Source organism: Ruegeria sp. AL3 (assembly GCF_056536065.1).
Genome location: NZ_JBQFJG010000002.1, coordinates 307877 through 332031 on the forward strand (window position 1 = coordinate 307877; position 24155 = coordinate 332031).

Consider the following 24155-nt stretch of genomic DNA (forward strand, 5'->3'; position numbering starts at 1 on the left):
TGGCTACCGGCTTCGCCAAGCCTGAGTGCGCTTGAGGATGCCTTTTGAAGCAATCAGGTGAACGATCCGGGCAGCGGCGTTGGTGTAAAAGATCATCATGCCCATCGCCGCCGCAGGCGCGATATCCCCGGCATCATCCATGTTCAGCACCGCGATGGACGCAAGCGTCGTTTTGGGAGAATAGAGGAATACCACTGCCGACACGGTCGTCATCGCATTGACGAACAGATAGATTGAGATGTCCAACACCGCTGGCAGACAAACCGGAACCGTTACCCGTGCAAACAGCTTCATTGTCGGCTGTTTGAGCGAGGCAGACACGGACTCAAATTCTCTGTCCATTTGCTTGAGCGCGGTGACGGCCGTCAGGTGCGATACGGTGTAGAAATGCGTCACAGTGCAAATCACCAAAATCGCCATCGTGCCGTAAATCCCGTTCAGCGGATTGGACGGGTTGTTGAAGAAGAAGATGTAGGACAGCCCCAATACCATTCCCGGGATCGCCATGGGTAGCATCGCGAACATCTGGAAAATCGACCGGCCGGTTCTGAACCCGTTTGATTTTTCAACCAGATAGGCCCCGAAGAACACAACCGTCGTGCCGATGACTGCCGTCAGCAACGCCAGTTTGATCGAGTTGAAATACGACCCCCAGCCGCCGCCGTCCATTCTGTTGAACTGATAGTTCTTGAGGCTCAGACTCAGGTCGTAGGGCCAGAACTTGATCAGCGCCGCAAACTGACACACAGCCAGAAGACCAACGATGAACAGGCCGATCAGGCTGCAATAGATCAGGAATATGCGGTCAGCTTGCGGGTTTGGCGTCGCCTGATATGGCACGGAACGCGCCGAAAGCAGCGCAACCTGCTTGGACTGAACCATCCGGTCGATGGCAAAAGCCAGAATGGCCGGAATGACCAGAACCACAGAGACCACGGCGCCCATTTCAAAGTTCTGCTGGCCGATCACCTGTTTGTAGATATCCACAGCAAGCACGTTGAATTGACCACCGATGACCTTTGGCAATCCGAAATCAGTGATCACCAGGTTGAACACGACAAAGGCCGCCGAGATCAGGCCATAGCGGGCCCCGGGGATGGTTACGGTCCAGAAGGTCCGCCATGGCGTCGACCGCAAGCTGGCCGCAGCTTCATACAGGCGCGCGTCAGATATCGCGAGCGCGGTCGATATGATCAGAAACGCGTGCGGAAAGGTAAAGAAAACCGATCCGATCACGATGCCTATGGGGCCGTAAATGCTGGCACCGAACAGCAACTCCTTGATCATGCCCTGATTGCCGAACAGGTAGACCAACGCGATGCCCGGCAAGAGCGACGGAACCAGGATCGGTGCCATCGCGATAAGGCGAAAAACACCCTTGAACCGCATGCAGCTTCGGTTCAGCGCATAGGCGAACCAAAACGCCAGTGTCACCGTCACAATGGTGCTGACGACCGAGATCCAAAGCGAGTTCTTGATCGAATTGAACAGTGCCGGTGTCGAGAAATAGTTGATGAAATTGTCCAACCCTCGCGACTGGACCGGCCGCATTTGCACCCGGCGGAACGTGTTGGAATCAAGCTCGACCCAATCGGTGCCTTCATTCAATGTCGATCCGACCAGAAAGCGCCCGGTATCCGTCGTGTTGCGGATCTTGTACATCACCGGGCTGCGAAAGCTGAAATCAGGAAAGAATCCGGTCACAGGCAAGCGCCCGTCCGAACCCGTCACCAGATCAGAGTCGGAATAGACCCCCAATTGCCTGTTCAACTCGTCTGCCGACAGGATCGTTCCGTCGAAGACGCCTGCGTCGTCACTTACCTGAAACTCGTACTGGGACAGCTCGACCCGATAGGTCGAAAACGACTTGGACAGCATCGTGTAAAGCGGCAACGCCAATGTCACGACCAGATACAGCGCGATCACCATCATACTGCCGCGCATCAGGATATCATCACGGCTGAGCTTGGGCTTGATGTCCGGCCCGACAGGCAGGCTGTCCTGATTGGTAGAAACCGAGCTCATGCCTTGGCCTCCGGCGCTTCAAACGCCATAAGGCGGTTCTCGGGAAGCTCAATCACCACGCTGCGCCCCTCTTCCAGTTCCAGACGACGCACGGCATTGATCGAGAAATCCGCGATCAGTTCCGATGATCCGAACTTCTCGTTGTTCAAGCGGCAGCGCCAGAACGAACCCAGGAACTCCATCTCATCCAGCGTCACCTCTATGCAGTTCCGATTGCCGCCCGTGTCGAGATAACCAGCTTCATGAGGGATGATGTCTTCGGGTCGAATGGCCGCGATGATCGGAGTTCCATCGTTGAACTTGTGGCTGAGGCAGGCAAAGGTCTTTTCACCGACGCTCAAACGTCCGCCGTTGGTGACCTGCGACCGGATCTGGTTCATTTCACCGATAAAGTCGGCAACGAACAGATTGGCCGGATCCCGGTAGATTTCGGTAGGGGGCCCCACCTGTTCGATCACACCATGATTCATGACCACGATGCGGTCTGCCATCGCCAGCGCTTCTTCCTGATCGTGAGTGACCATCACGGTGGTCACACCCAGCTTGCGCTGCAACTCCTTGATCTCGTGCCGCAGATGAACACGCACTTTGGCGTCCAGCGCCGACAGGGGTTCGTCCAGCAGCAAAAGTCCGGGGTTGGTCGCAATGGCACGCGCCAGCGCAATTCGTTGCTGCTGACCACCTGACAATTGCGCCGGATATTTCTTGCCCTGATCCGGCAGACCAACCAGGGTCAAGAGTTCGTTTACGCGAATAGCGATATCCGATTTGCTGCGGCCGGTGTTTTCAAGGCCAAAAGCGATGTTCTTTTCAATCGTCAGATTTGGGAACAACGCGTAGGACTGAAACACGATCCCGAAATCACGCTCGGACGGGGGCAGATTGGACACGTCCTTGCCATCCTGCATGACCGTACCCTTGGTCTGCAAATCCAATCCGGCGATTGCCCGCAAAAGAGTGGTCTTGCCGCACCCGGACGGGCCGAGGAAACAGACAAACTCGCCCTCGTTGATTTCCAAAGAGATGTCCTTGAGCGCCAGAAAGCTTCCGAACGCTTTCCACAAATTCTGGATGCTGAGATACAGTTCACCGGGTGGTGTTTTCTGAAGCACGGGAGAAGTCCTCACATCTGCACCTCGGGCGCGGCCGGTCCTGGCCGGTTGAAACCGGGTGAGTAAGTTGTTTTTCGGGGAACAAGAGACTGGTGTGCAGGAGAGGCACGAAAACCTCTCCTGCCAATGGGGTTACTTCGCTTCCGACTTTCCGTCATAGCGAGACTGCCATTCCTTCAGGATTGCCGCGCGATTGTTGGCGGCAAACTCAAAATCATTTTCGATCATTGCATCCAGAAGACCCTCTGGGAAGTGCTCAACCGGTTTTGCAACGCCCGGATAGGCGACAACTGCATAGCCGGTGTTGTACATCTCGTTGGCTTCCTTGGTGACGGTGAAATCCACCAGCTTTTGCGCGGCCTCCAAATTGGCGGTGCCAGCAACAATTGCGGTGGCTTCCATGTCCCATCCGACGCCCTCGGAAGGCACGATGATCTCAAGGGGCGCGCCGTCGGCTTTGGACTTTGCCCCGCGGAACGCAAAGGAAATGCCAATCGGGATTTCGCCTGCTGCGGCCAGTTTGCAGGGTTTTGAACCTGAATGGGTGTACCGCGCGATATTCTCGTGCAGCGCATCCATGTATTCCCAACCACCTTCTTCACCGAACATCTGCAACCAGCTGGACACGTCAAGGAAACCGGTGCCCGATGAGTTCGGATTGGGCATGATCACCTGATCTTTGTACATCGGATCGGTGAGATCCTTCCAGGATGTCGGCGGGGTCAACCCGGCCTTTTCGGCCTCGACGGTATTGTAGCAGACGGATGCAACCCAGGCGTCCATGCCGACCCAGGCAGGGGGGTTGTCGCCATCAACAAATTTTTTGTCCAGCTTTTCCACACCGGCCGGCGCATAAGGCTCCAACATACCTTCTGATTTCAGCAGCAGCAGCGACGTGGCGGCCAGGCCCCAAACAACGTCTGCCTGCGGATTATCACGTTCTGCCAGCAATTTCGCCGTAATGATCCCGGTCGAGTCGCGAACCCAATTGATCTTGATATCAGGGTGGCTTTGATTGAACGTCTCGGCATACCGGGCCAAGTCTTCCGCCTCGACTGCGGTATAAACTGTAAGTTCCGTTTCCGATGCCGCCGCCGTCGCCGTCAGCGCACCGATAGTCAGAGCTGCGAGAAGTGATGCTTTGTGTTTCATTGTGATCCTCTGTTGGTAATTATGTTGTTTTCGCCATTCTTGCGCGGCGTTAGAACTCGATTATTGTGCACCGATTGTTTGACAGCAGTTTGACAGATAAAAACGCCAATAAAAATCGATTATATCTTCGATGTCATAAGCATCTCCTATAGATGAAATCCGCTCGCCCCGGAAGATCAGCGCGGAACTGGCCATGACGATCAACAGATCATCAAGGCATGTCAAAGGAGCTTAATTCTCAAAACTTTCCCGCGGCGGCGCAAGAACGCTCAACGTGTCATCGCAAGGAGTCCGATCCCGATCGCGACAATAGTCGCTGCAAGAAGCCTGTTGGATTTCGGCCCTTCGCCGAACCACATCACACCAATAAGCGATGCAAAGATAACCGAACTTTCCCTAAGCGCGGATACAACGCCCAAGGGCGCGACCGTCTTCGCATACAGCACCAGCCCATACGCCACGCCAGAGATGACGCCGCCTGTCAGACCCGCCCACACATAACGCCTGGGCAGTGCGACGAAACGCTGCCATCTGGTTGCGAAGATAAATCCGGCGACAAAAATTTCCGCAACGAACAATGCCGCAATGTATCCCAGTATATTCCCGGACAGCCGGATACCAATGCCGTCCACAATCGAATAGGACGCTATCATCAGGCCCGTGCCAAACGACGCCGCCACGGCGACCCAGCTTGTGTTTCGGCCCAGCCCGACCAGGGACAGGCACCCAATCCCAGCCGAGATGCAGACAATGCCGACCCACGCGATCGGCGGCAGAAACTCACCCGCGAAAAGAATGGCACCCACCGTGACCAGGATTGGCGTCATCCCGCGTGAGATCGGGTACACCACCGACAGATCCCCATGTTTGTACGCGGTGTTGAGAAACCAATAGTACCCCCAGTGGATCAGGGTCGAACCGATGATGAAGGGGAACGCCGCCCAAACCGGCAAGCCGATAAAAGGCAACGCAATCAGCGCAGGCACGGCGTGGCCAAGCGCCACCAACCCCAAAACAACCGCTTTGTCGGGCGCGCCTTTGACAACCGCATTCCAGAGCGCGTGCAACACGGCTGCGGTCAATACGATGAGAACTGCCTGTAGTGTCATTGTGGCCCGACGATATGAGCTGAATATTTGTCTTGCGTCAGATTTCGACTTTCAGCGCGCTTGTTTGCGCGCGCATGCAGTGACTTGACCAAATCTTGATCTGTATCGCGGCAGCAACGGTTTAGGGGGCTCAATCCCGCTGGGCAATGCGACCCCGGCGAGGGGCGGATCAGGTTGGTCATCGCGGGTTGGTTGCACAACGGACCAACCAGACCAGCCACATGCCATGTGGTGCCACGGCTTGGTTGCCCCTGCTCAATAAGCACCACTTCACGTTGCCACTTTCCGGTCAGATGATACGCAACCGTGCAGCCAATGATGATGCCTCCGACAATAACATGCTGCGCTGTGCGAAAGTTTGGTGTCAGCCATCGGGTCGCTCCGTACTCAGGGATTCGGATTTCCCTTCACCCTATTTGTACTTTGCAAAATTTGGCAATTGCTTTCCTGTATTTGCGTTATGCTTTCACAATATCCACGGGTTGGCTTTGCAGCGCGCCAGCTATGCTGTTTGGCAACTCCTCATCCACAACCAGAGTCGCTTTCACCGGCAGAGGTTTCATCACAATCGGACCAACCACGTCGAACTTGCTGCTATCAGCCAGGATCAGCGGCCGCTGCGCACGTTGCATCATCATATGACGCAGGTTGGCGCCTTCCAGTGAGAAATCCGTAAACAATGCCCGAGAGCTCACACCGCCGACCCCGATCAACGCATATTCCGTATTGTATCGCGACAGGTGGTCGAGCGTGTCCAAACCCAATGTGACATTCTCTGAAAAATCCAGCCGTCCGCCCAGCAGCGTGACTTCGGCGGCTGCCGACGCCAGCACAGATGCAATCGTCAAATCATTGGTATATATTGTAAGGTTTTGTCGCACAGCAGCCAGAGCCTGCGCCGCCGCCACTGTCGTTGACCCGCTGTCGATTATCACGCTGGCCCCGTCCGGAATCACGCTTGCCACATAGACTCCAATCCGTTCCTTGCCTTGCGGGTTGGTTTGAGCCCGGTCGGCCATCGGAGGTTCCCGCCTGCGAACACTGGTCGCGCCGCCCCGCACCTGATGAAGCTTGTTCTCCAGTGCCAACTGTTCAATATCCTTGCGCACGGTTTCCCGTGACACACCAAGCCGTTCCGTCAGCGAACGGATCGAGACCGCTGGCTGGCGCGAGACTTCTTCCAGTATGATGGCGTGGCGTTCAGGTGCGAGCATTGGCCGGCCCTTTGGTTTTGGACTGCACGAATATGCCAAAATTTGCAAACATGGTACAGCCCAAACACCCAATCAGGCATGCGTTGCCATGGCGCAGCGGTGACGCGCTCACACCAATGGTCCAGAGCGGTCAATGGACCCTGCCACCGGGCACGCAGTGACTACGCTGGATAGATGGGGAACGATTTGCACAACGTTGCGACCGAGGCTTTGCAGCGCGGAATTGTCGCGTCGGTATCACCCGTGGCCTCAGCTTCGATCAAATCCGCAATCACGTTTGCCAACTGGTCGAACGCGGCCTCTTTCATGCCGCGGGTCGTTGCCGCGCTCACGCCCAGGCGCAATCCAACCCATTCTGACGGTCGCGTGCTGTCATTGGGGATCGCGTTTTTGTTGGTCGTGATATTGGCCTTTTCCAGAACGGCCTCGGCGCGTTTGCCTGTGATACCCTTGGGGCTGAGATCCACGAGCACCAGATGCGTGTCAGTACCACCGGACACGATACGCAACCCCCGGGACTGCAAGGTTTCTGCAAGTTTGGCGGCGTTGGCTTTGACCTGCGCTCCGTAGTCCTTGAACTCATCCGTAAGCGCTTCGGCAAGGCAAACCGCTTTGGCCGCCAGAACCTGGCTGTGGATCGAACCCTGAACGCCGGGGAAAACCGCAGATTGCAGCCTCTTGAACCAGTCCTCGTTGTTGGTGAGGATCAGCCCGCCACGAGGACCACGCAGTGTTTTTGTCGTGGTGCACGTCACAATGTCCGCATGCGGAAAAGGCGAAGGATGCACGCCCGCGGCGACCAGCCCGGCAATATGGGCCATGTCCACATGAAAATGCGCACCAACCTTCCTGGCGATTTGCCCCATGCGCCCGAAGTCGATTTCCCGTGGATAGGCAGACCCACCCGCGATCAGCAGCTTTGGCCGGATTTCCTCGGCCAGTTTTTCCAGCGCATCGCAGTCAATGACCTCGGATTCGGCATCGACACCATAATGATGCGGTTCGAACCAGCGACCCGACAGGTTGGCCTTCAGGCCGTGACTCAGATGACCGCCGGCAGCCAGATCCAGCGACAAAACCCTGTCGCCAGGCTTAAGCAGCAGAAAGAAAACAGCAAGGTTCGCCTGGCTGCCGGAATGGGGCTGAACATTGGCATAGTCGCATCCGAACAGTTCCCTGGCGCGGTCGATTGCCGCCTGCTCGACGACGTCGACAAACTGACCGCCCCCGTGGAACCGGTTTCCCGGATACCCTTCAAGCGTCTTGTTGGTCATCTCATGCCCGAGAGCATCCAGCACCGCGCGGCTGACGATATTTTCGGACGCGATCAGCTCAATTTGGTCCTGCTGGCGCTTTTTCTCGTTTGCAAGAGCTTCTGCGACGACGGGGTCGGTCATCCCAACTGGGTTTTCAAAGTGCCGCGACATCCGGGCTCCTCCGATGCGATTGCGTTTTCTCCAAAATTCCAGAGTTCCACTGGCCGAAGCAAATCAGTATTGCTATTTATTTGCCGCAGAAAAACTAAGGCTCAAGTGATGTCACTTTCTCCTCGTCGCCCGAAAGGCCCACATCTCAATGCCCTCCGAGCATTTGAGGCAGCGGCTCGGCTGGGCAGTTTTGCTGCGGCGGCAGACGAGCTATCCGTTACTCCGGGCGCGATAACTCAGCACGTCAAGACCCTGGAAGCCTGGGCCGGCACCCAACTTTTTGTTCGAAACGCCCGAGGGGTCGAGATGACGGCGCTTGCCGAAGAGCTTTTGCCCGGGTTCACCCAGGCGTTTGACCAATTGGGAATGGCCGTGCAGGAACTTCGAAGCAAGGCCTTGCCTCGGAAGGTCAAGGTTGCTGCGTTGCCATCGATCGCGCAGTTGTGGCTGGCCCCGCGGCTTGGAACGCTAAGGCGAATTGCCCCGGATTTATCCGTGTCTGTCGTGGCCCTTGAAACGCCGCCAAACCTTACGCGTGAACCATTTGACATGACTTTGTTTTTTTCCGGTGAACCGATCGGCATCAACGAAATCAAAATTGCCGAAGATGTGATTTTCCCGGTTTGCGCCCCTTCGGTCGCGAACAGATTGAATTCTGTTTCGGATCTTTCGAAGGAAACACTTCTCCATGACGGGGCATGGGCAGATGATTGGGACAATTGGCTGAACAGCCAACCAGATGGCCCACGTGTACCGAAGACGGGAACCGTGCACTCGTTGTATTCCGTCGCGCTGGAGGAGGCGCGTCATGGCGGCGGCGTGTTGATGGCGCACGAAGTTCTGGTTCAGAACTTGCTGGACAATGGCGACCTGGTTCGCCCGTTTTCGGCCTCGTTGAAGCTGCCCCGCGCAATGGTAGCCAAATTCACACCCTCATTCAGCAGATCCCCCGCGTTCAAAGAGTTAAGATCGTTTTTGCTGAACGCAAACTGAAGAGCGGTGTCCGCAAAACGGGTTGTTCCCGCCAATTAGGCCCGCCTTCCCCTGACAGTCTCGGCTGGCCAAATTTGGCGACGGATCCTTCGGGCAATCCCATCAAATCCGTGAACCTTCACATACTTAAGTCGTGGTCCAGCCTCGGACTGGAAGGTTGAGAAACGCGGCCCGACGATGCAAGCTGCTGTCAAGAACCATGGTTCGGGACGGAGGAAGAATGTCAGACGCGCGCCCCTCGGCGGAAACCGATCCTGGTCTCGCCGTACGCGACCTGAGCTTTCATTATGGCGCCAAGACGGCTTTGGATGCTGTCTCTTTTGACGTGTCGGCGGGGATGTTCTGTGGTCTGCTCGGTCCGAATGGGGCCGGGAAATCGACACTGGTGTCGCTGCTCACGCGATTGCTTGTGGCGCCGGACGGTGAAATCACGGTCGCGGGCCATGATCTGCGCCAATCCCCACGCAGGGCGCTGGCAAAGCTTGGCGTGGTCTTTCAGCAACCGACACTGGATCTGGGTTTGACGGTGCGCCAGAACATGGCCTATTTCGCAGCTCTGCATGGGTTGTCGCGATCCGAAGTCCCCGGCCGTATCGACGCGGCGCTGGATCGGCTGAACATGCGCGACCGCGCCGGGGAACGAGTGCGCGATCTCAATGGCGGTCATCGCCGCCGTATGGAGCTGGCTCGGGCCCTGTTGCACGAACCTTCGGTGTTGCTGTTGGACGAACCGACCGTTGGGCTTGATGCCGCGGCTCGGCACGCGATAACCGACCATGTGCACGACCTGGCGGAACAGGGGCTGTGCGTCTTGTGGGCCACGCATCTGACAGATGAAATGCGCGACGACGACCAGCTTCTGGTTCTGCATCGCGGTCAGATTCTTGCCAGTGGGCAGGTGGGCCGCCTGCGGGGGAATCAAACACTGTCCGATTGGTTCCTGTCCCGAACCGAGGTCCCGACATGAACGGATTCCTGGGAGTCGCCCGCGCCATCATCGGACGCGAGTTTCTGCGTTTCATCCATCAACGCGAACGATTTCTGGCAGCTCTGGTTCGGCCAATGGTTTGGCTTTTGATCTTCGCAGCAGGGTTTCGCGCGGCCCTCGGCCTGTCGATCATTCCACCCTACCAGACCTATATCACTTACGAGACCTATATCGTCCCCGGCCTGTGTGCGATGGTTCTGTTGTTCAATGGGATGCAAAGCTCGCTCAGCCTTGTCTACGACCGCGAGATGGGCTCGATGCGCCTTCTGCTGACCAGCTCGTTCCCGCGCTGGTGGCTTTTGTTCTGCCGTCTGCTGGGATCAACGGCGATATCCATCCTGCAAGTCTATACGTTTCTCGCATTGGCCGCTGTGTTCGGCATTGTCCTGCCCCTACCCGGATATGTCGCGGTTTTGCCGGGGCTGGTTCTGGGTGGTCTGATGCTGGGCGCGCTGGGGCTGGTGCTGTCCAGTTTCGTCAAGCAGCTGGAGAATTTTGCCGGGGTGATGAACTTTGTCATCTTCCCGATGTTCTTCCTGTCCTCCGCCCTTTATCCGCTGTGGAAAATGGCTGAAAGCTCGCCATTGCTGCGTGATATCTGTGCGCTCAATCCTTTCACGCATGTGGTCGAGTTGATCCGGTTTCTGCTTTACTTGCAGATCAACTGGGGGGCCCTGCTGTGGGTTCTGGCGTCAACCGCGATACTGAGCGCGATCGCCGTTTGGGGGTACGACCCGGCCCGGGGCCTGATGAGGCGGAAATCATGACGGCCGCGCCACAAACCGCAAAGCGGAGTCTGCTTCTGAAAACACGCTTGGGCCTTGGGGCCGTCGTGCTTGGATCAGGCACCCTGCTGGCGGCCGCAATCCTTTACTTCGGGATGCAGACCGTCGCCAGCCGCCTGGAAACGGCACTGGCATCGGAGACCCGCATGGCACGATATGCTGCTCTGTCGACCCAGGCGGCCACATTTCTTGTGATCGCAACCGAGTCGATACAGACCGGCCAAACGGTCGAGTCTCGACTCGATCGCCTTTCGCCGATCCAAGACCAAATTGGGGCAACGTTTCTGAACCTTCGTTCCGATGTGGAAGATGCCGTTGCCGCGGTTCAATCCCTGGGGCTGGACGAACAATCGCGATACGGAACCCAATCCCTGGGTCTGGCCAGAATGGAGGCGCTGCTGGCCAGCACGCTGGAAGGGCTAGCCGACGCAGACGCCGATCAGGCCCAGCTCCGCGCCTATGTCGACTCGTTTGCGTCGGCGTTTGATCCCCTTCTCAGCCAGGCGGTGAATACCGAGGTACTGTTTCGAAACTCCGTCATGGCGGGAATCGAAAGGACCCGCTGGGTTCTGACCTGGGCGGCACTGGCACTGGCACTGTTCGCCTTGCTCAGCACGGCGTGGTTCTATTTTGGCCTGGTGCGACCGCAGTTCTCTCGTCTGGATCGGCTGCGCAACGCGGCGGTTCAGGTCGGCCGATCCGAATTCGCAATTTCGCTGCCTCAAACCCGCAATGATGAGATCGGCCAGTTATATGGCGAGACCAACCGCATGGCCGCTGCATTGAGAAAACGCCAGGCCGAGGTTGACGCAGAATGGGCCCGGTTGAACGAGACCATTGCCCAGCGAACCTGCGAACTGAGCGCTGCAAATGAGTCCCTGTCCAAGATCGACGAAAACCGGCGCCGCTTTTTTGCTGATGTCAGTCACGAACTGCGCACACCGCTGACGGTCATCATGATGGAAGCTCAGATAGGCCAGAGGGATAACCAGAACGCGCCAGAGGCGTTGGCAACAATCGAAAGCAGCGCGGCAAAACTGAACCAGAGAATCGATGATTTGCTGCGCGTCGCCCGTTCCGAAACCGGTGAGCTGGCTCTGGAACCAACCAACGTTGCACTATGCGATCTGATGCAAACAGTTGTGAGCGACATTCAACCTGAAATCGACGGCGCCGACATGCAGCTTGAAACGGGCGACTTCCCGGATTGTTCGTTGCACTGTGACCTGAACTGGATTCGTCAGGTCCTGCTCAGTCTGATACGCAATGCGATCCGACATGCGCGGGACGGGAAGGCGTTGTTGCTGTCCGGTCAATCGGTTGATGGTGGCGTTCAAATACAGCTGACCGATAACGGCCCCGGAATTCCCGACGGCGCCCAAACCCGGATCTTCGAGCGGTTTGTACAAGGAGGGGCAGCAAACAGTCAGGGTTTCGGTGTCGGGCTGGCACTGGCCAGGTGGGTTATAGAGGCCCATGAAGGAACCATTTCGGTGGCAAGCCCGGTTCCGCGTGAAGACGCCTTGGGATCAAATGCCGGTACAAATGTCTGCATTCGACTACCACTGGCGGAGGCATAGAAAAATGGTCTCCAGACTGCTGATCATAGATGACGACCCCAGAATCACGTCGGCCCTTGTCCGGGGCCTGTCGCTGCACGGCTACTCAGCCGAGGCTGAAAACCGCGCCGACCAAGGGTTGGAGCGGTTGAAAAGCGGTGTATTCTCGGGCGCGATTGTCGATGTCATGCTGGGAACCGACAGTGGTATCGAACTGGTCCGGGCCGCGCGTCTTGCCGGGGTCGGAATCCCGATATTGATGTTGTCTGCCCTTTCCGATGTCGATCATCGTGCCGCCGGGCTTGAAGCCGGGGCCGATGATTACGTCATTAAGCCGTTCAGCTTTGATGAGCTTGTCGCCCGGTTGCAGGTACAGGAACAACGCGTGCTGTCTCAGCGCCCGGACCCCGCGCGCCTGTCGTCGCGGGACAGAACACTTTCGATCCGCGAGACACGCATTGCGCTCACCGAACGTGAATTCGAACTGCTCACACTGCTCAACAGCAAGGCCGGATCGCCAATATCCCGAGGAGAACTGTTTGACACGCTCTGGTCACAGGACGGGTCCAGTAACGAAAACGTGGTGGACGTCTACATCGGATATCTGAGAAAGAAATTGGGGGCGGATGACTTTGGATTTGAAATCAAAACCATACGCAATCAAGGCTTCTGCCTTCAGGGAACTGCTCCACTGTCAGATGACGCCTGAGTACCGACCAAAGTCTAAATCCTTCTTATGAATTAAGAGTCGCACGGGCGCATGAGACCTGCCACATTGCTCGCAAGCACATTCTAGGAGGAGGACCCTGATATGGCTTGGAACAGACCTGTTATTCGCGAAATCGAATGCGGCATGGAAATCAACATGTACGGCCCCGATCACGACGATGAGCGCGGTGGCGGCCTGATTTGATCAGCTGCAAGCGCCAACATTAAATGACGTTGCGCGCAATAATACTTGGGGCCGCTGCTGGCGGCGGCCTTCCGCAATGGAATTGCGGATGTGAAAACTGCAATCTGGCCCGAAGCGGACATATCCCGGCGCAGACGCAATCATCACTCGCGGTCTCACCCGATGGCCAGAACTGGGCCATCCTGAACGCGTCTCCGGATATTCGAACGCAGATCGGCAATACGCCTGTCCTGTATCCGTCCGGGTTGCGAGAGGTGCCGATTCAATCGGTGCTGGTGACAAATGGTGACATCGACCATGTGGCCGGCTTGCTGACGCTGCGCGAGATGCAGTCATTCACGCTGTTTGCAACCCAGAGCATTCAGGACGTCATCGCGCAGAACCCGATTTTCGACGCCTTGAACGCCTCGGTCGTGACTCGCGCGCCTATCTCGTTGAATCAGACGTTCGATCTGGTTCCCGGCTTGCAGGCAACATTGTTTTCGGTGCCCGGCAAAGTGCCTCTGTATCTGGAAGGGGAACATGTCGAAACCGAATTGGTTGGCGAACAAACCGTCGGAGTGGCGCTGAGCGCGCAGGGGAAGACGGCATATTACATACCGGGCTGTGCCGCATTGACGCCCGAGCTGCGCGCCCGACTTGACGAGGCCGATCTTTTGTTTTTCGACGGCACGCTTTGGCACGACACGGAAATGGTGCAGGCCGGGTTGGGTCAGAAAACGGGCAAGCGCATGGGCCATATGTCGATGGACGGCCCCGATGGATCGATCGCTGGTTTCGCCGATATGAAAATCGGCCGGAAAGTGTTCATCCACATGAACAACACCAATCCGGTTCTGCGCCCCGACAGCGCCGAGAACGCCCGGGCAAGGGCGAAAGGCTGGACGATAGGCCAGGATGGCATGGAGATAACGCTATGACCCAAAGCCACAAAGAGTTCGAGGCCCGACTTCGTCAGATCGGAGCCGAGCGTTACCACGACCTTCATCCGTTTCATCATCGCCTGCACGGTGGTCAATGCACGCCTGACGAAGTGCGGGCCTGGGTGATCAACCGCTACTATTATCAGCATTCCATCCCGATGAAGGACGCCGCCTTCATGTCGCGTGTAGAAGATCCTGCGCTGCGCCGAGCCTGGCGGTCGCGGATCGAAGATCATGACGGCACGGAAGACAACGAAGGTGGTATCCGGCGCTGGTTGCGACTGGCCGAAGCCGTCGGTCTGGATCCGGACTATGTCGCCTCATGCGACGGCGTATTGCCTGCCACCAGATTTGCGGTGGACGCTTACGTGCGATACGTCCGCGAAAAATCGTTGCTGGAAGCGGTTGCGGCCTCACTCACTGAATTGTTTGCTCCCAAGATTCATGCCAACAGGATCGAAGGCCTGCTTCGGCATTACGATTTTGCGGATGACAGCTCGCTTGCCTATTTCCGCAACCGCCTGAAAGAAGCCCCCAAGGATGTGGCCTTTGGTCTGGCATGGGTATTGGATCATGCCGACACCGCTGAAAAACAGGACGCGGCAGCCAAGGCACTGATATTCAAAACCGATGTCCTCTGGTCGCAGCTGGATGCCCTGTGGGGCGCCTATGTCGAACCTGCCCGAATTCCTCCGGGGGCATGGAAGCCGGACACCGGTTTACGGATGCGGCAGGCGTCGTAATGTTGGCGCAGGAGGTCCCCTTGCTACCGCGTGGTGTCCGCATCCATTTCGATTCCGTGCGAGAACAATGGGTTCTGCTGGCACCTGAACGGGCCGTGACGTTGGATCAGATCGGACATGCGATTCTGAGCGAAGTTGACGGCCAACGCAGCTTTGGTCAGATCACCGCGAGACTGTCCAGGCAATACAACGCCCCGGAAGAACAGATTGTCGAAGACAGCTCGGGGTTTCTGGATGCCCTTCGGGCCCGTCGCTTTCTGGATGTCATCTGATGCAGGTAAAACCCCCTCCCCCCATTGCCATGCTGGCCGAGCTGACGCACAGATGTCCGTTGTCCTGCCCCTATTGCTCCAACCCAGTCGAAATGGCCAAACTCGACAATGAAATGGATACCGAAAGCTGGGCACGTGTTTTCAGAGAAGCGGCGGCACTTGGTGTCTTGCAATTGCATCTGTCCGGTGGCGAACCCGCATCCCGCCGCGATCTGGTTGCACTGGTCAATTCCGCGCGTGAGGCCGGGTTGTACACCAACCTGATCACGTCGGCGATCGGCCTGTCCGAGCGACGCCTGTATGAGCTGGACGAAGTCGGCCTGGACCATATCCAGCTTTCTCTTCAGGGCACCGACGCCGCGATGGCGGATAAGGTAGGCGGCTATCGCGGCGGGTTTGACCGCAAGATGAAAACGGTCGAATGGATCAAGAAGATCGGGTTTCCGCTGACCCTGAACTTCGTGCTGCACCGTCACAATGCCTACCAACTGCCGCGGGCGCTGGAACTGGCACAGGAGATGGGTGCCCGGCGGATCGAAGTTGCAACAGTGCAGTTCCACGGCTGGGCCTTGCGGAACAGGGATGCGTTGATGCCGACGCGGGAACAGGCGCAACAGGTGACGCGACAGGTGGCCGAGGCCAGGAAAGACCTCAAGGGGCAACTGGTCATCGATTATGTTCCAGCGGACTATCACGACGACTACCCCAAGCGATGCATGGGCGGCTGGGGGACAACCGGGCTGAACGTGGCGCCAGACGGTCAGGTTCTGCCCTGCCATGCGGCTCAGTCCATCCCGCATCTGACATTTGACCGGGTACAGGACAAACCGCTTGCGGATATCTGGTTCCATGGCAGCGCGTTCAATGCCTATCGCGGAACGGATTGGATGTCGGACCCGTGCAAAACCTGCGAACGCAAAACCATTGATTTTGGTGGCTGCCGCTGTCAGGCCATGGCCGTTATCGGAGACGCAAGCGCCACTGATCCGGTTTGCATCAAATCACCCCACCATCAGACCCTGCAAAACCAGGCAAACGAACATGCCGCCAAATCGGATGCACCCTTCACATATCGTACCGCACCCGGTGCGGCGAGAGAGCCTGCGGAATGACCCTAACCAAGAACCGCACCGCTGGGCCCGGGTACCAGGGTCAGGATCCGGTCGGAAAGCCGCCGTGCTTCGGGTTTGGAATGCGTCACGAACAGGGTCGCCGGGCGATGCCGCGTGATGAGGTCCTCGGTCAGAGTCAACATCGTCTCTGCCGTTTCGGTATCCAGTGATACAAAAGGCTCGTCCATAATCAGAAATTCAGGCTGCCCGGCAAAGGCGCGCGCCAGAGAAAGCCGGCGCTGCTGACCCAATGACAATTGACCGGGAAACAAATCCCCCTTTCCGTCCAGGCCGACGTCTGACAGCGCGGCGTCAATGTCAGCCTGCGACAGGTCACCATGGATCAGGGCGAGATTATCGAAAGCCGAACGCCATGGCAGCAAAGTGGGTTCCTGAAACACAATGGCAAGCCGATCCGGCTGCACGATCTGGCCTTCGAAATCCGGGTCAATGCCTGCCACCAATCGCAGCAGCGTCGTCTTTCCGATGCCCGATGGTCCGGTCAGCGCGACCGTTTCCCCAGCGGCGATGTCAAATGCAATGGGGCCCAGAACGGCGTGGTGTTCAAAGCGCTTCCTTTGGATGTCAATTCTGATCATGCAGTTCTCCACCGTCGAGCATTGCGCTCCAAAGGTTGAAGAACCAGCCATTCGACAACCAGCATGACAGCAATGAACGAAAACGCGTAGACCAGCACCATTGCCACATCGAACAGCTGAAAATACAAATGGATCTGAAACCCGACACCGGATGAGCGCCCAAGAAACTCGACCACGAGCACGATCTTCCAGATCAGAGAAAGCCCGGACCGTGCGGCAGCTGCGATGAACGGGGCAAGCTGCGGCAGGATCACATGACGCTGTCGCCTTTGCCACGGCATCCGGTAGACCCGTGCCAACGCATCCAGATCCCGGCTCAGCGCCCGGCCGCCCTCTCGGAGGATCGTCGCGACATTGGGAATTTTGTTCAGCGTAACCGCCGTGATCGCCGCAGCCTCGGTCAACCCGATCCAGAGGTAGCACAGCACGATCAGAACCAGCGCGGGCAGGTTCAGGAAGACAACCAGCCATGGATCAAGCCAGCGGTTCAGCGCATCCGACCGGCCCATGGCCAGGCCAATGATCGTTCCCAAAGTCATTGCCAGCACAAACGCCCAGATCACGCGGGACAGGGTCGCGCCAAGGCTGCGCAGCAACTCTCCTGACGCAAGCTCTTGATGAAATCTGGGGACCAGGTCCCAGGGTTGCGGCAGTATCTGAGGGTCTGCGGTCAGCGACGCCGCAACAATCCACAAGGCCACAAGGCCTGCGATAGACAAAAGCGGCGTGAGGCGCGCATTTTGCATCTGATCCTATTCCACGTCAGCAAAAAGACCCTGCGGCACAGTCGTCGCAGCGCCCACCAGTTCAGCCCCGCCCAATTCGGCCATAAGTTCCAGCATCCTGTTGGCCGCGACCGCATCTACCGGGCGGCGATCGGGAATACCGGCGATCCAATCGAGCTTGAGTTGTTCAAACTGTGCATCGGACTTGACGTTCATCCGCGGTCTGATCGCCTCCCATGCCTTGGGCGAATTGGCCAGCAGGTCCTTGGCGTCGCGGCTGGCGGCAAACAGGCTTTGCGCAAGGTCGGGGTGTTCGTTCAGAAAACTCTCTTTCAGGTAATAGCCCAGCAAGGGCGTATTGGTGTCGAGCCCCAAGGCCTGCCCGGCATCCTCAACCGAGATCAGTTCTTTCATGCCGGACGCTTTCATCTTGGCCAGGAAATGCCAGAAATTGATCGCCCCGGCATAATCGCCGTTCAAAGCAGATTTGAAGATCAGAGGCGGCGCACCGAACACCTGTTCGGTGTCGGCTTTCAAGTCCATCCCGTATTCCTTTGCTGCATAGGCGCGCAGGATCAGCCAGGATTTATCCAGCGGTCCACCCGCGATGCCGATCTTGCCGCCCGCCAAGTCCTTCAAACTGGTTGCCGGGCTGCCAGCGGGCACAACCACCCCGCCCACGGCTTTGGAATAAGGGATGAACACATAGTCCTTGCCGGCAGCCCTTTGACGCGCAACCCAAATCCAGTCGGCAACCGCCAAATCAGCCTCATCCCCCTCGACCGCGATACGCGTTGCGCCATTGTCGGCAAACGGTTGAACATCAAGGACAAAGCCATGTTTCCGATCCAGACCGTTCCGGCGAATGGTCTCAAGCTCCCAATTCACCGTTCCGATCTTGAGTACGGCCGCGCGAATGGTCGGCAGGGTCTCGGCGGCCAAAGCCCCCGAACTGAGTGCAAATGCAAGGCACGCGGCAAGAAGTTTGAACATGACCCGATCCCGTTCAATCGCTATTCCGCCTTTCGGCTGATTTCCTTCAAGTCTTTGTCCAGTTTGATGTCGAACTGGTTGCCGCCCTTGCAGATGACATCGTCCAGATCATAACCATCATCTTCAACCTCGATGTCATCCGGGTCCATCTGGCACTCGACAGAGACAAGATAGGCCTCGATCTTTGCCACCGTTTCGGCGTCAATGTCGTCGGCGAAAGCCGGGGCCGCCAGAAGCCCGACGGTTATCAACATAGCAAATCTTTTCATGACGTTATCTCTCCGTTACTGAATACTCACCGTAATGCGTTGCGTGTCACCGGTGGAACCGGGGATGCGAATTTCATGACTGCCGGGTTTGATCGCGATAAACGACAATTCGGCGACGCCGGCCTTGTCAAACTCGATGCTGTCCACCGCCATAGGACGGATCTCGATCTTGTTGATCACGATCTCATTCATCCAGATCGCGCGAAAGAAAGACGGCCCCTCGATGGCCAATTCCGCCGAACCGTCAGCGGTGATCTCAAGCTTGTAATACGCGCCGGATTGCAGAACCACGTCCTCACCCAACGGTTGCCCCGAAGCAAGCGTCAGCTTGATGGTTTCCCCGCGGTTGCATTTCGCCAGAAGCCCGGCAAATCCCAGATCATCGCAAAGAGGTGCCGCCGATATCGGCCCACCGAGCGCCGCGACCATGGCCGCGATCATAAGTTTCTTCATTCCTGTCCCTCCCAGAACTTCAGTCAATGGTCACCACACCCCAGGGCTGTTGCCCGACCTGCACCGATTTGATCGCCTTTTCAGAGGCGACATCGATGATGGTGATGTCGTTTGAATTGCCATTCGTGGTCAGCAGATATTTTTCGTCCGGTGTGAAGTCCAACTGCCAGACCCGCTGCCCCACCAAGATATAGTCCAGCACTTCAAGACTTTGCGCGTCAACGACGGCAACCCGGTTTGCGGGCCCCAAAGCAACGAACAGGCGTTTGCCATCCGATGTCACCTTGGCACCGACAGGCTGCAACCATTCCGGCTGCACGCCCGCTACTTCGAAGCTGATCTTGCCGACAACCGTCGGCGTTCCGTCTTCTGCAATATCCATGACCGTGACGGTTCCGCCGATTTCCGATGTCACGAACAGGCGCTTTCCATCCGCTGTATACTGGGCATAGCGCGGGCGCTGGTCGACCAGGACATTATGCTTGATAGAATAATCCTCGGTGGAAATGAAATGCGCCATGTTGGTGGTCTCGGACGTATTGACCACGAACTTGGCGTCGGGGCTGATCCCCATGCCCTCGGGCTCGACGCCGACCGGAACCTCGGCCAGAATGGTGCGTGTTTCAGTGTCCGTGACCGTCACCAGATTGTCGTCCTCATTGGCGATATAGAGCCGCTTGCCCGAGGGTTCGAGAATGAAAAGTTCGGGGTCCGGACCAGAGGGCAAACTGGGAAGTTCTTCATAGGTCTCTGTATCAAATACCCGGATGATATTGTCATCCGAGGCACAGACATACAGCGTGCCGCCATCCGGACTGACGGTGATCCCGCGCGGTCGGTTGCCGCCTGGAAATTCGGTGATCACCTCCCAGGTTTCGGTATCAACCACGGTAATCGTATTGCCCCGCTCGTTCGAGACAAAAGCCTTGCCCGCAAACACGGGACCCGCGGTCAGCGCAGCACAGGCAACAGTCAACAAAAGTCGTTTCATCAATACCTCCGGTTACTCAAATGCGCGGCAGCTGGATTCCGCCCGATCCAATCCCATCGTATCGAGCGGTGAGACCTGGTGCAGAAACCCCTCTTGCGGACTGACGCTGACAGTGATCGACCCGTCATACAGAAGGATCGGCTGACGCAACTGCCCGTTCCATTCGCGGAATGTCACTTTCTGTCCTTTGAATGCGGCAAGCTCAAACTCGTCCGACAGAGCATAATCCCGAACACCTTCGGGCTCTGCCGTACTGGCGCGGGTCACGGCCTCGCCGATCACGCGCAGTGCAAGCCAGGTGTTGTAGTCTTCGGGGCGGACATAACGGCCTGTCAGATCCTCGAAACGGGTCTGGAACTGGGTCGCGCCCCATGCCTCATGCGCGCCGTGAAACGTCGTCGGACGCAAGCCGCCTGACCCCATCACCGGGCGCGGAGTCCAAAGGTGATAGGACAGATAGCGCGCGAAATAATCAGTTTCGTCTGCGGCAATCACAACGTCATGGTCTCGCGCATCCTGCGTGTCCAATGGCAATTGGCGCTGAACAAGGACGTGACCGGAATCCGTTCTACGAGACCCACCGGTATCCGCAAAGGTTCGATCTTCTGCAATCTTCGCGCCGAACTTTTTGGCTGCGCGGCGATACGCGTCTGCAAGCTGGACATCCTCGGGGTTGGATCCCGCCAACAGGAACCAGTCGCCCCATTTCTTCCAGACGGCAAACTGTGCAACCGCATCGGCCTTCATGGCGCGGGACGGGGCGATATGAAGCAAGTTGCCCCGGCAGTTTGCGTCGCGAAGATCGACATCAGGTGCAGACACGTTGAAAACAAGCGCCCCGGACGCTGCCGCCTTGTCCGTCAGGCGCAACATGTCAGGCGCTTTGGCCAAAAGGACGATCAGGCGCACGCCTCCGGCAAGGATCTGGTCCATTGCGGCGTCAGCCTCTTCCGGCAGAACGGCCATCGTGATGGTCTCGTAGGTATGTCCCAGAAATCCGCCCGTGGTTCCGTTATCCTCATCCCCAAGCGCGGCACCGGCAAACCCCAGGTCGTCCGGTTTCAGATCATATCGCGAGATCGGCAGAAGCGACGGATAGTCGATTCGCAGCACCGCAGCCTTCACATCCAGCGCCGCGGCGGTCATCGCGGATGCACACCAAAGAAGCGCCGCAAGCAGCGGCAGCAGGCGAGTATTCAAGATGTCCTCCCGTTGCCTGAAAGTCAGAGTTCAGATTGAAACACCCGGAGCATAGCGCCCCGAAAAACGGAACCGATACTTTTGGCCGTGTTGTAAAACAAAGCCTATCAGCTTCATCATTGAGCTCGATTCTTATTTTATAAGAATGCGCGTATATGGTTGATCTTGCTGCGGTTTCCCGCGACACCCGCCGATTTTTCAGGGGATGTGACGGGTGACTGGCGAGGTGCGCCCGGCCGTCAGGTCTGACAGAAGAAACGCCGCGAGCGCGCAGCGTCTGCCAACGCTCTGCGCATTCAGGGAGGACATGGAATGCATCGACGATTTCTTCTTGCCGCAACCGCCGCTCTGCTGGTTCCGGGTCTGGTTTGGGCCCACGGGCCGACCCGGCAGAAAGTCACGCTGACTGCCGAGGTCGCAGCCTCACCAGAGGAAGTCTGGGCCGTTGTCGGGAACTTTGATGACATGTCGTGGCATCCGGCTGTGTTTGCGACCGAAGGAAACGGCGGCAACGAGGTCGATGCGACCCGATTGCTGACACTTGGCCAGGAAGGCGGTCCGACGATCAATGAAATTCTGTACAAGTACAGCGCGGAAAAAATGAGCTACTCCTACCGGATCACCGAGGTCGCGGTAGAGGTGCTGCCTGTCACCAACTATTCGTCGCATCTGACGGTAAAACCGCGCGACGGAGGTGGTTCGATCATCGAATGGCGCGGTGCCTTCTATCGCGGGTATCCAAACAACGATCCTCCGGCCGAGTTGAATGACGAAGCCGCCATTGCCGCCGTGACCGGCGTCTATCAGGCGGGTCTCGACGCGTTGATCGAGCGGTTCGGTGCGGCAAGTTAGCCAACTGCTGATGTTGTTTTTGGCGCTCTCTGGCAGCCCGACACTGGCACAGACAGCATTCATCACCTGTCAGAACGGTGAGGAACTAAGCCGGATGGATCTTGCGCGGATGCAGGAAACGGCCCGCTGGCCCCTTCCTGGCAAGCCTGCGGGTGTGGCGGTTGGTCTGGATGAGACGCTGTTCACCGTGTCCCCGGACAGCAAGATGGTCAGGCGTTTGTCTGCCGAGACCGGTGAAACGATCGCACAAGTTACGCTTGAAGGGGGGCCGATTGGAATCGCACTGGATCAGGATCGCGGGCGGGTTTTCGTCTCGGACTGGTACAACGCCCGACTGTGGGTGCTGGACAGTGAAACTCTGAAAGTTCAATCCGAGTTGCCCACCGGAGCCGCCCCGGCGGGTATTGCGATGTCGAAAGACGGGCGTTTTCTGGCGTCGGCCGACAAGGACGCGGACCAGGTGTCGGTTTTCGATGCCGACACTCTTCAGCCTCTGCACCGCAGCCCGGTTGGATCACGCCCCTTCGGGCTGCGTTTTGACCCGGATGGGCGTCTGTTCGTCGGCAATGTCGGCAGCAATGATGTCACCGTGGTCGATGCGGAAACCGGCGCCGTTCTCGCAACGGTCCCGGTCGGGGAACGCCCGTACGGTATCGCTTTCGCCCACGGCCGGGCGTTCGTCACGAACCAATATGCCAATACGCTCAGCGTCATATCTCTGGACACGCTCGAACATGAGGGCGTGGTTGATGTTGGAGAATACCCCGAAGGCATTGATGCGACGGCGGGCGAAGATCTTCTGGTCATCGCAAACTGGTTCGACAACACTGTCAGCATCGTGGACCCGCAGGCACTGTCGGTGGTAGAAACTATGGAAACCTGTGATGGGCCCCGTGCCTTTGGCAGGTTCCTGCAAGGAGGACGACCATGAAAGTTTATCATCTGATTGCAGTCCTGTTCTGTGTGCTGGCGGCTCCGGTTTGGGCATCCAACGAGGCATGGGAAAATGTCCGAGCGATGTTGTATGGCGACCGACTGATGCAAAACGGAGATGCGTTCATCGCGATTGATGCCCCCTATCGCACGCCCGATGATGCGCGGGCTCAACTGGCGGCTCAGGTTGCGGCCCCTCAGGGGACGAAAGTGGCCAAGGTGACGTTGGTGCTGGACGAAAACCCGATGCCGGTTTCTGCCGTGTTCGAGTTGGAAGAACCGTTGCCGGGTTTCTACTTCGACGTGACCATGCGCGTGAACGGCCCGACCCCGATGCATGTCATCGCCGAAACCACGGATGGCCGCCTTTGGGTATCGGAAACTTTCGTCAAAACCTCGGGCCTTGGCGCTTGCGCGGCACCTCCCGGAACTGATCCGGAACTGGCGTTGGCAAACCTTGGAACGATGGAGGCCGAACTGGTGGGCCGCGTCCCTGCGTTGAACACGCGGGCACGATTGTCCAGCCTGGGGGCGAGCCGGGCCAACAAGATGGATCTGAACATTGATCACCCGTCGCATTCCGGAATGCAGATGGATCAGATTTCCCTGCTGTTCATTCCGATGCGATATGTAGAGACCGTGGATATCGATCTTGATGGCGCGGGCTATGTCCAGATGACGGGGTCGATTTCACTGTCCGAAAACCCAAGGGTCGGCATTTCCGTTCCAAGCAGGGCGCAAGCGGTTGACGTGACCATGACGGATACGGACGGCACGGTCAGTCACTTACACAAAAAACTGGCGGGTTTTTAG

The 24155-nt window shown here is 57.6% G+C and carries 27 protein-coding genes; 13 read left to right on the forward strand and 14 right to left on the reverse strand.

Annotated features, from left to right (window positions below; all coding sequences use genetic code 11):
- Nucleotides 1-3: 3 nt before the first annotated feature.
- From ACR3E6_RS17835 to ACR3E6_RS17865, 7 genes are all read right to left on the reverse strand, one after another.
- Nucleotides 4-2025: a putative 2-aminoethylphosphonate ABC transporter permease subunit gene (locus ACR3E6_RS17835; RefSeq protein WP_480488499.1), complete on the reverse strand. Its 2022-nt coding sequence runs from the start codon at nucleotides 2023-2025 to the stop codon at nucleotides 4-6.
- Nucleotides 2022-3137: a putative 2-aminoethylphosphonate ABC transporter ATP-binding protein gene (locus ACR3E6_RS17840; RefSeq protein WP_480488500.1), complete on the reverse strand. Its 1116-nt coding sequence runs from the start codon at nucleotides 3135-3137 to the stop codon at nucleotides 2022-2024. The genes ACR3E6_RS17835 and ACR3E6_RS17840 overlap by 4 nt, the downstream gene beginning before the upstream one ends.
- A gap of 132 nt (nucleotides 3138-3269) precedes the next feature.
- Complete coding sequence (locus tag ACR3E6_RS17845) at nucleotides 3270-4289, reverse strand: putative 2-aminoethylphosphonate ABC transporter substrate-binding protein (protein ID WP_171118362.1); 1020 nt, start codon at nucleotides 4287-4289, stop codon at nucleotides 3270-3272.
- Between the two features lie 269 nt (nucleotides 4290-4558).
- Nucleotides 4559-5398 (reverse strand): EamA family transporter, encoded by an 840-nt coding sequence (locus tag ACR3E6_RS17850; RefSeq protein WP_171637153.1) that lies wholly within the window; start codon nucleotides 5396-5398, stop codon nucleotides 4559-4561.
- Nucleotides 5395-5799 (reverse strand): FAD-dependent oxidoreductase, encoded by a 405-nt coding sequence (locus ACR3E6_RS17855; protein ID WP_371807751.1) that lies wholly within the window; start codon nucleotides 5797-5799, stop codon nucleotides 5395-5397. Before ACR3E6_RS17855 ends, ACR3E6_RS17850 begins: the two co-directional genes overlap by 4 nt.
- A 57-nt stretch (nucleotides 5800-5856) precedes the next feature.
- On the reverse strand, nucleotides 5857-6612 hold the full coding sequence (locus ACR3E6_RS17860) for a DeoR/GlpR family DNA-binding transcription regulator (RefSeq protein WP_171637155.1): 756 nt from the start codon (nucleotides 6610-6612) through the stop codon (nucleotides 5857-5859).
- Between the two features lie 161 nt (nucleotides 6613-6773).
- Entirely contained in the window at nucleotides 6774-8039 is a 1266-nt protein-coding gene (locus tag ACR3E6_RS17865) for a serine hydroxymethyltransferase (protein ID WP_480488503.1), read from the reverse strand.
- A gap of 108 nt (nucleotides 8040-8147) precedes the next feature.
- Between ACR3E6_RS17865 and ACR3E6_RS17870 the strand changes: the two genes are divergently transcribed.
- From ACR3E6_RS17870 to pqqE, 10 genes are all read left to right on the forward strand, one after another.
- Nucleotides 8148-9032 carry a LysR family transcriptional regulator gene (locus ACR3E6_RS17870; RefSeq protein WP_480488505.1) on the forward strand — a complete coding sequence of 295 codons (885 nt, stop codon included), beginning with the start codon at nucleotides 8148-8150 and terminating at the stop codon, nucleotides 9030-9032.
- A 220-nt stretch (nucleotides 9033-9252) separates the two neighbouring features.
- Nucleotides 9253-9999 (forward strand): ABC transporter ATP-binding protein, encoded by a 747-nt coding sequence (locus ACR3E6_RS17875; RefSeq protein ID WP_480488507.1) that lies wholly within the window; start codon nucleotides 9253-9255, stop codon nucleotides 9997-9999.
- Nucleotides 9996-10787, forward strand: coding sequence for an ABC transporter permease (locus ACR3E6_RS17880; protein ID WP_171723909.1), 792 nt, complete (start codon nucleotides 9996-9998; stop codon nucleotides 10785-10787). Before ACR3E6_RS17875 ends, ACR3E6_RS17880 begins: the two co-directional genes overlap by 4 nt.
- Nucleotides 10784-12385, forward strand: coding sequence for a sensor histidine kinase (locus ACR3E6_RS17885; protein WP_480488509.1), 1602 nt, complete (start codon nucleotides 10784-10786; stop codon nucleotides 12383-12385). The genes ACR3E6_RS17880 and ACR3E6_RS17885 overlap by 4 nt, the downstream gene beginning before the upstream one ends.
- Nucleotides 12386-12389: 4 nt before the next feature.
- Nucleotides 12390-13073 (forward strand): response regulator transcription factor, encoded by a 684-nt coding sequence (locus tag ACR3E6_RS17890; protein ID WP_480488511.1) that lies wholly within the window; start codon nucleotides 12390-12392, stop codon nucleotides 13071-13073.
- A 102-nt stretch (nucleotides 13074-13175) separates the two neighbouring features.
- Complete coding sequence (gene pqqA, locus ACR3E6_RS17895) at nucleotides 13176-13277, forward strand: pyrroloquinoline quinone precursor peptide PqqA (RefSeq protein ID WP_117873022.1); 102 nt, start codon at nucleotides 13176-13178, stop codon at nucleotides 13275-13277.
- A 23-nt stretch (nucleotides 13278-13300) separates the two neighbouring features.
- Nucleotides 13301-14197, forward strand: a complete 897-nt coding sequence (gene pqqB, locus ACR3E6_RS17900; protein ID WP_171723911.1) for a pyrroloquinoline quinone biosynthesis protein PqqB — start codon at nucleotides 13301-13303, stop codon at nucleotides 14195-14197.
- Nucleotides 14194-14943, forward strand: a complete 750-nt coding sequence (gene pqqC, locus ACR3E6_RS17905) for a pyrroloquinoline-quinone synthase PqqC (RefSeq protein ID WP_171723912.1) — start codon at nucleotides 14194-14196, stop codon at nucleotides 14941-14943. The genes pqqB and pqqC overlap by 4 nt, the downstream gene beginning before the upstream one ends.
- Nucleotides 14943-15215 (forward strand): pyrroloquinoline quinone biosynthesis peptide chaperone PqqD, encoded by a 273-nt coding sequence (gene pqqD, locus ACR3E6_RS17910; RefSeq protein WP_171723951.1) that lies wholly within the window; start codon nucleotides 14943-14945, stop codon nucleotides 15213-15215. Before pqqC ends, pqqD begins: the two co-directional genes overlap by 1 nt.
- Nucleotides 15215-16327 (forward strand): pyrroloquinoline quinone biosynthesis protein PqqE, encoded by a 1113-nt coding sequence (gene pqqE, locus ACR3E6_RS17915; protein WP_480488514.1) that lies wholly within the window; start codon nucleotides 15215-15217, stop codon nucleotides 16325-16327. The genes pqqD and pqqE overlap by 1 nt, the downstream gene beginning before the upstream one ends.
- Nucleotides 16328-16329: 2 nt before the next feature.
- Here the strand turns inward: pqqE and ACR3E6_RS17920 are convergent, their stop codons facing one another.
- Genes ACR3E6_RS17920 through ACR3E6_RS17950 form a run of 7 tightly spaced genes read right to left on the reverse strand, consistent with a single transcriptional unit; the run spans nucleotide 16330 to nucleotide 21503 of the window.
- Nucleotides 16330-16926 carry an ABC transporter ATP-binding protein gene (locus ACR3E6_RS17920; protein WP_480488516.1) on the reverse strand — a complete coding sequence of 199 codons (597 nt, stop codon included), beginning with the start codon at nucleotides 16924-16926 and terminating at the stop codon, nucleotides 16330-16332.
- The gene (locus ACR3E6_RS17925; protein ID WP_480488518.1) at nucleotides 16923-17672 is read right to left on the reverse strand and encodes an ABC transporter permease; all 750 of its coding nucleotides are present in this window, start codon (nucleotides 17670-17672) and stop codon (nucleotides 16923-16925) included. Before ACR3E6_RS17925 ends, ACR3E6_RS17920 begins: the two co-directional genes overlap by 4 nt.
- A 6-nt stretch (nucleotides 17673-17678) precedes the next feature.
- The gene (locus tag ACR3E6_RS17930) at nucleotides 17679-18644 is read right to left on the reverse strand and encodes an ABC transporter substrate-binding protein (protein WP_480488520.1); all 966 of its coding nucleotides are present in this window, start codon (nucleotides 18642-18644) and stop codon (nucleotides 17679-17681) included.
- A 20-nt stretch (nucleotides 18645-18664) separates the two neighbouring features.
- Complete coding sequence (locus tag ACR3E6_RS17935; protein ID WP_480488522.1) at nucleotides 18665-18913, reverse strand: PepSY domain-containing protein; 249 nt, start codon at nucleotides 18911-18913, stop codon at nucleotides 18665-18667.
- A gap of 15 nt (nucleotides 18914-18928) precedes the next feature.
- Complete coding sequence (locus tag ACR3E6_RS17940; RefSeq protein ID WP_171170174.1) at nucleotides 18929-19366, reverse strand: cupredoxin domain-containing protein; 438 nt, start codon at nucleotides 19364-19366, stop codon at nucleotides 18929-18931.
- A 19-nt stretch (nucleotides 19367-19385) separates the two neighbouring features.
- Nucleotides 19386-20357: a YVTN family beta-propeller repeat protein gene (locus ACR3E6_RS17945; protein WP_171205913.1), complete on the reverse strand. Its 972-nt coding sequence runs from the start codon at nucleotides 20355-20357 to the stop codon at nucleotides 19386-19388.
- Nucleotides 20358-20369: 12 nt separating this feature from the next.
- On the reverse strand, nucleotides 20370-21503 hold the full coding sequence (locus ACR3E6_RS17950; RefSeq protein ID WP_480489151.1) for an ABC transporter substrate-binding protein: 1134 nt from the start codon (nucleotides 21501-21503) through the stop codon (nucleotides 20370-20372).
- 366 nt (nucleotides 21504-21869) lie between these two features.
- Here ACR3E6_RS17950 and ACR3E6_RS17955 point away from each other — a divergent pair, with 366 nt between their 5' ends.
- Genes ACR3E6_RS17955 through ACR3E6_RS17965 form a run of 3 tightly spaced genes read left to right on the forward strand, consistent with a single transcriptional unit; the run spans nucleotide 21870 to nucleotide 24155 of the window.
- The gene (locus tag ACR3E6_RS17955) at nucleotides 21870-22409 is read left to right on the forward strand and encodes an SRPBCC family protein (protein WP_171637179.1); all 540 of its coding nucleotides are present in this window, start codon (nucleotides 21870-21872) and stop codon (nucleotides 22407-22409) included.
- 10 nt (nucleotides 22410-22419) lie between these two features.
- Complete coding sequence (locus ACR3E6_RS17960; protein WP_480488524.1) at nucleotides 22420-23340, forward strand: YncE family protein; 921 nt, start codon at nucleotides 22420-22422, stop codon at nucleotides 23338-23340.
- Complete coding sequence (locus ACR3E6_RS17965; RefSeq protein WP_480488525.1) at nucleotides 23337-24155, forward strand: quinoprotein dehydrogenase-associated SoxYZ-like carrier; 819 nt, start codon at nucleotides 23337-23339, stop codon at nucleotides 24153-24155. Before ACR3E6_RS17960 ends, ACR3E6_RS17965 begins: the two co-directional genes overlap by 4 nt.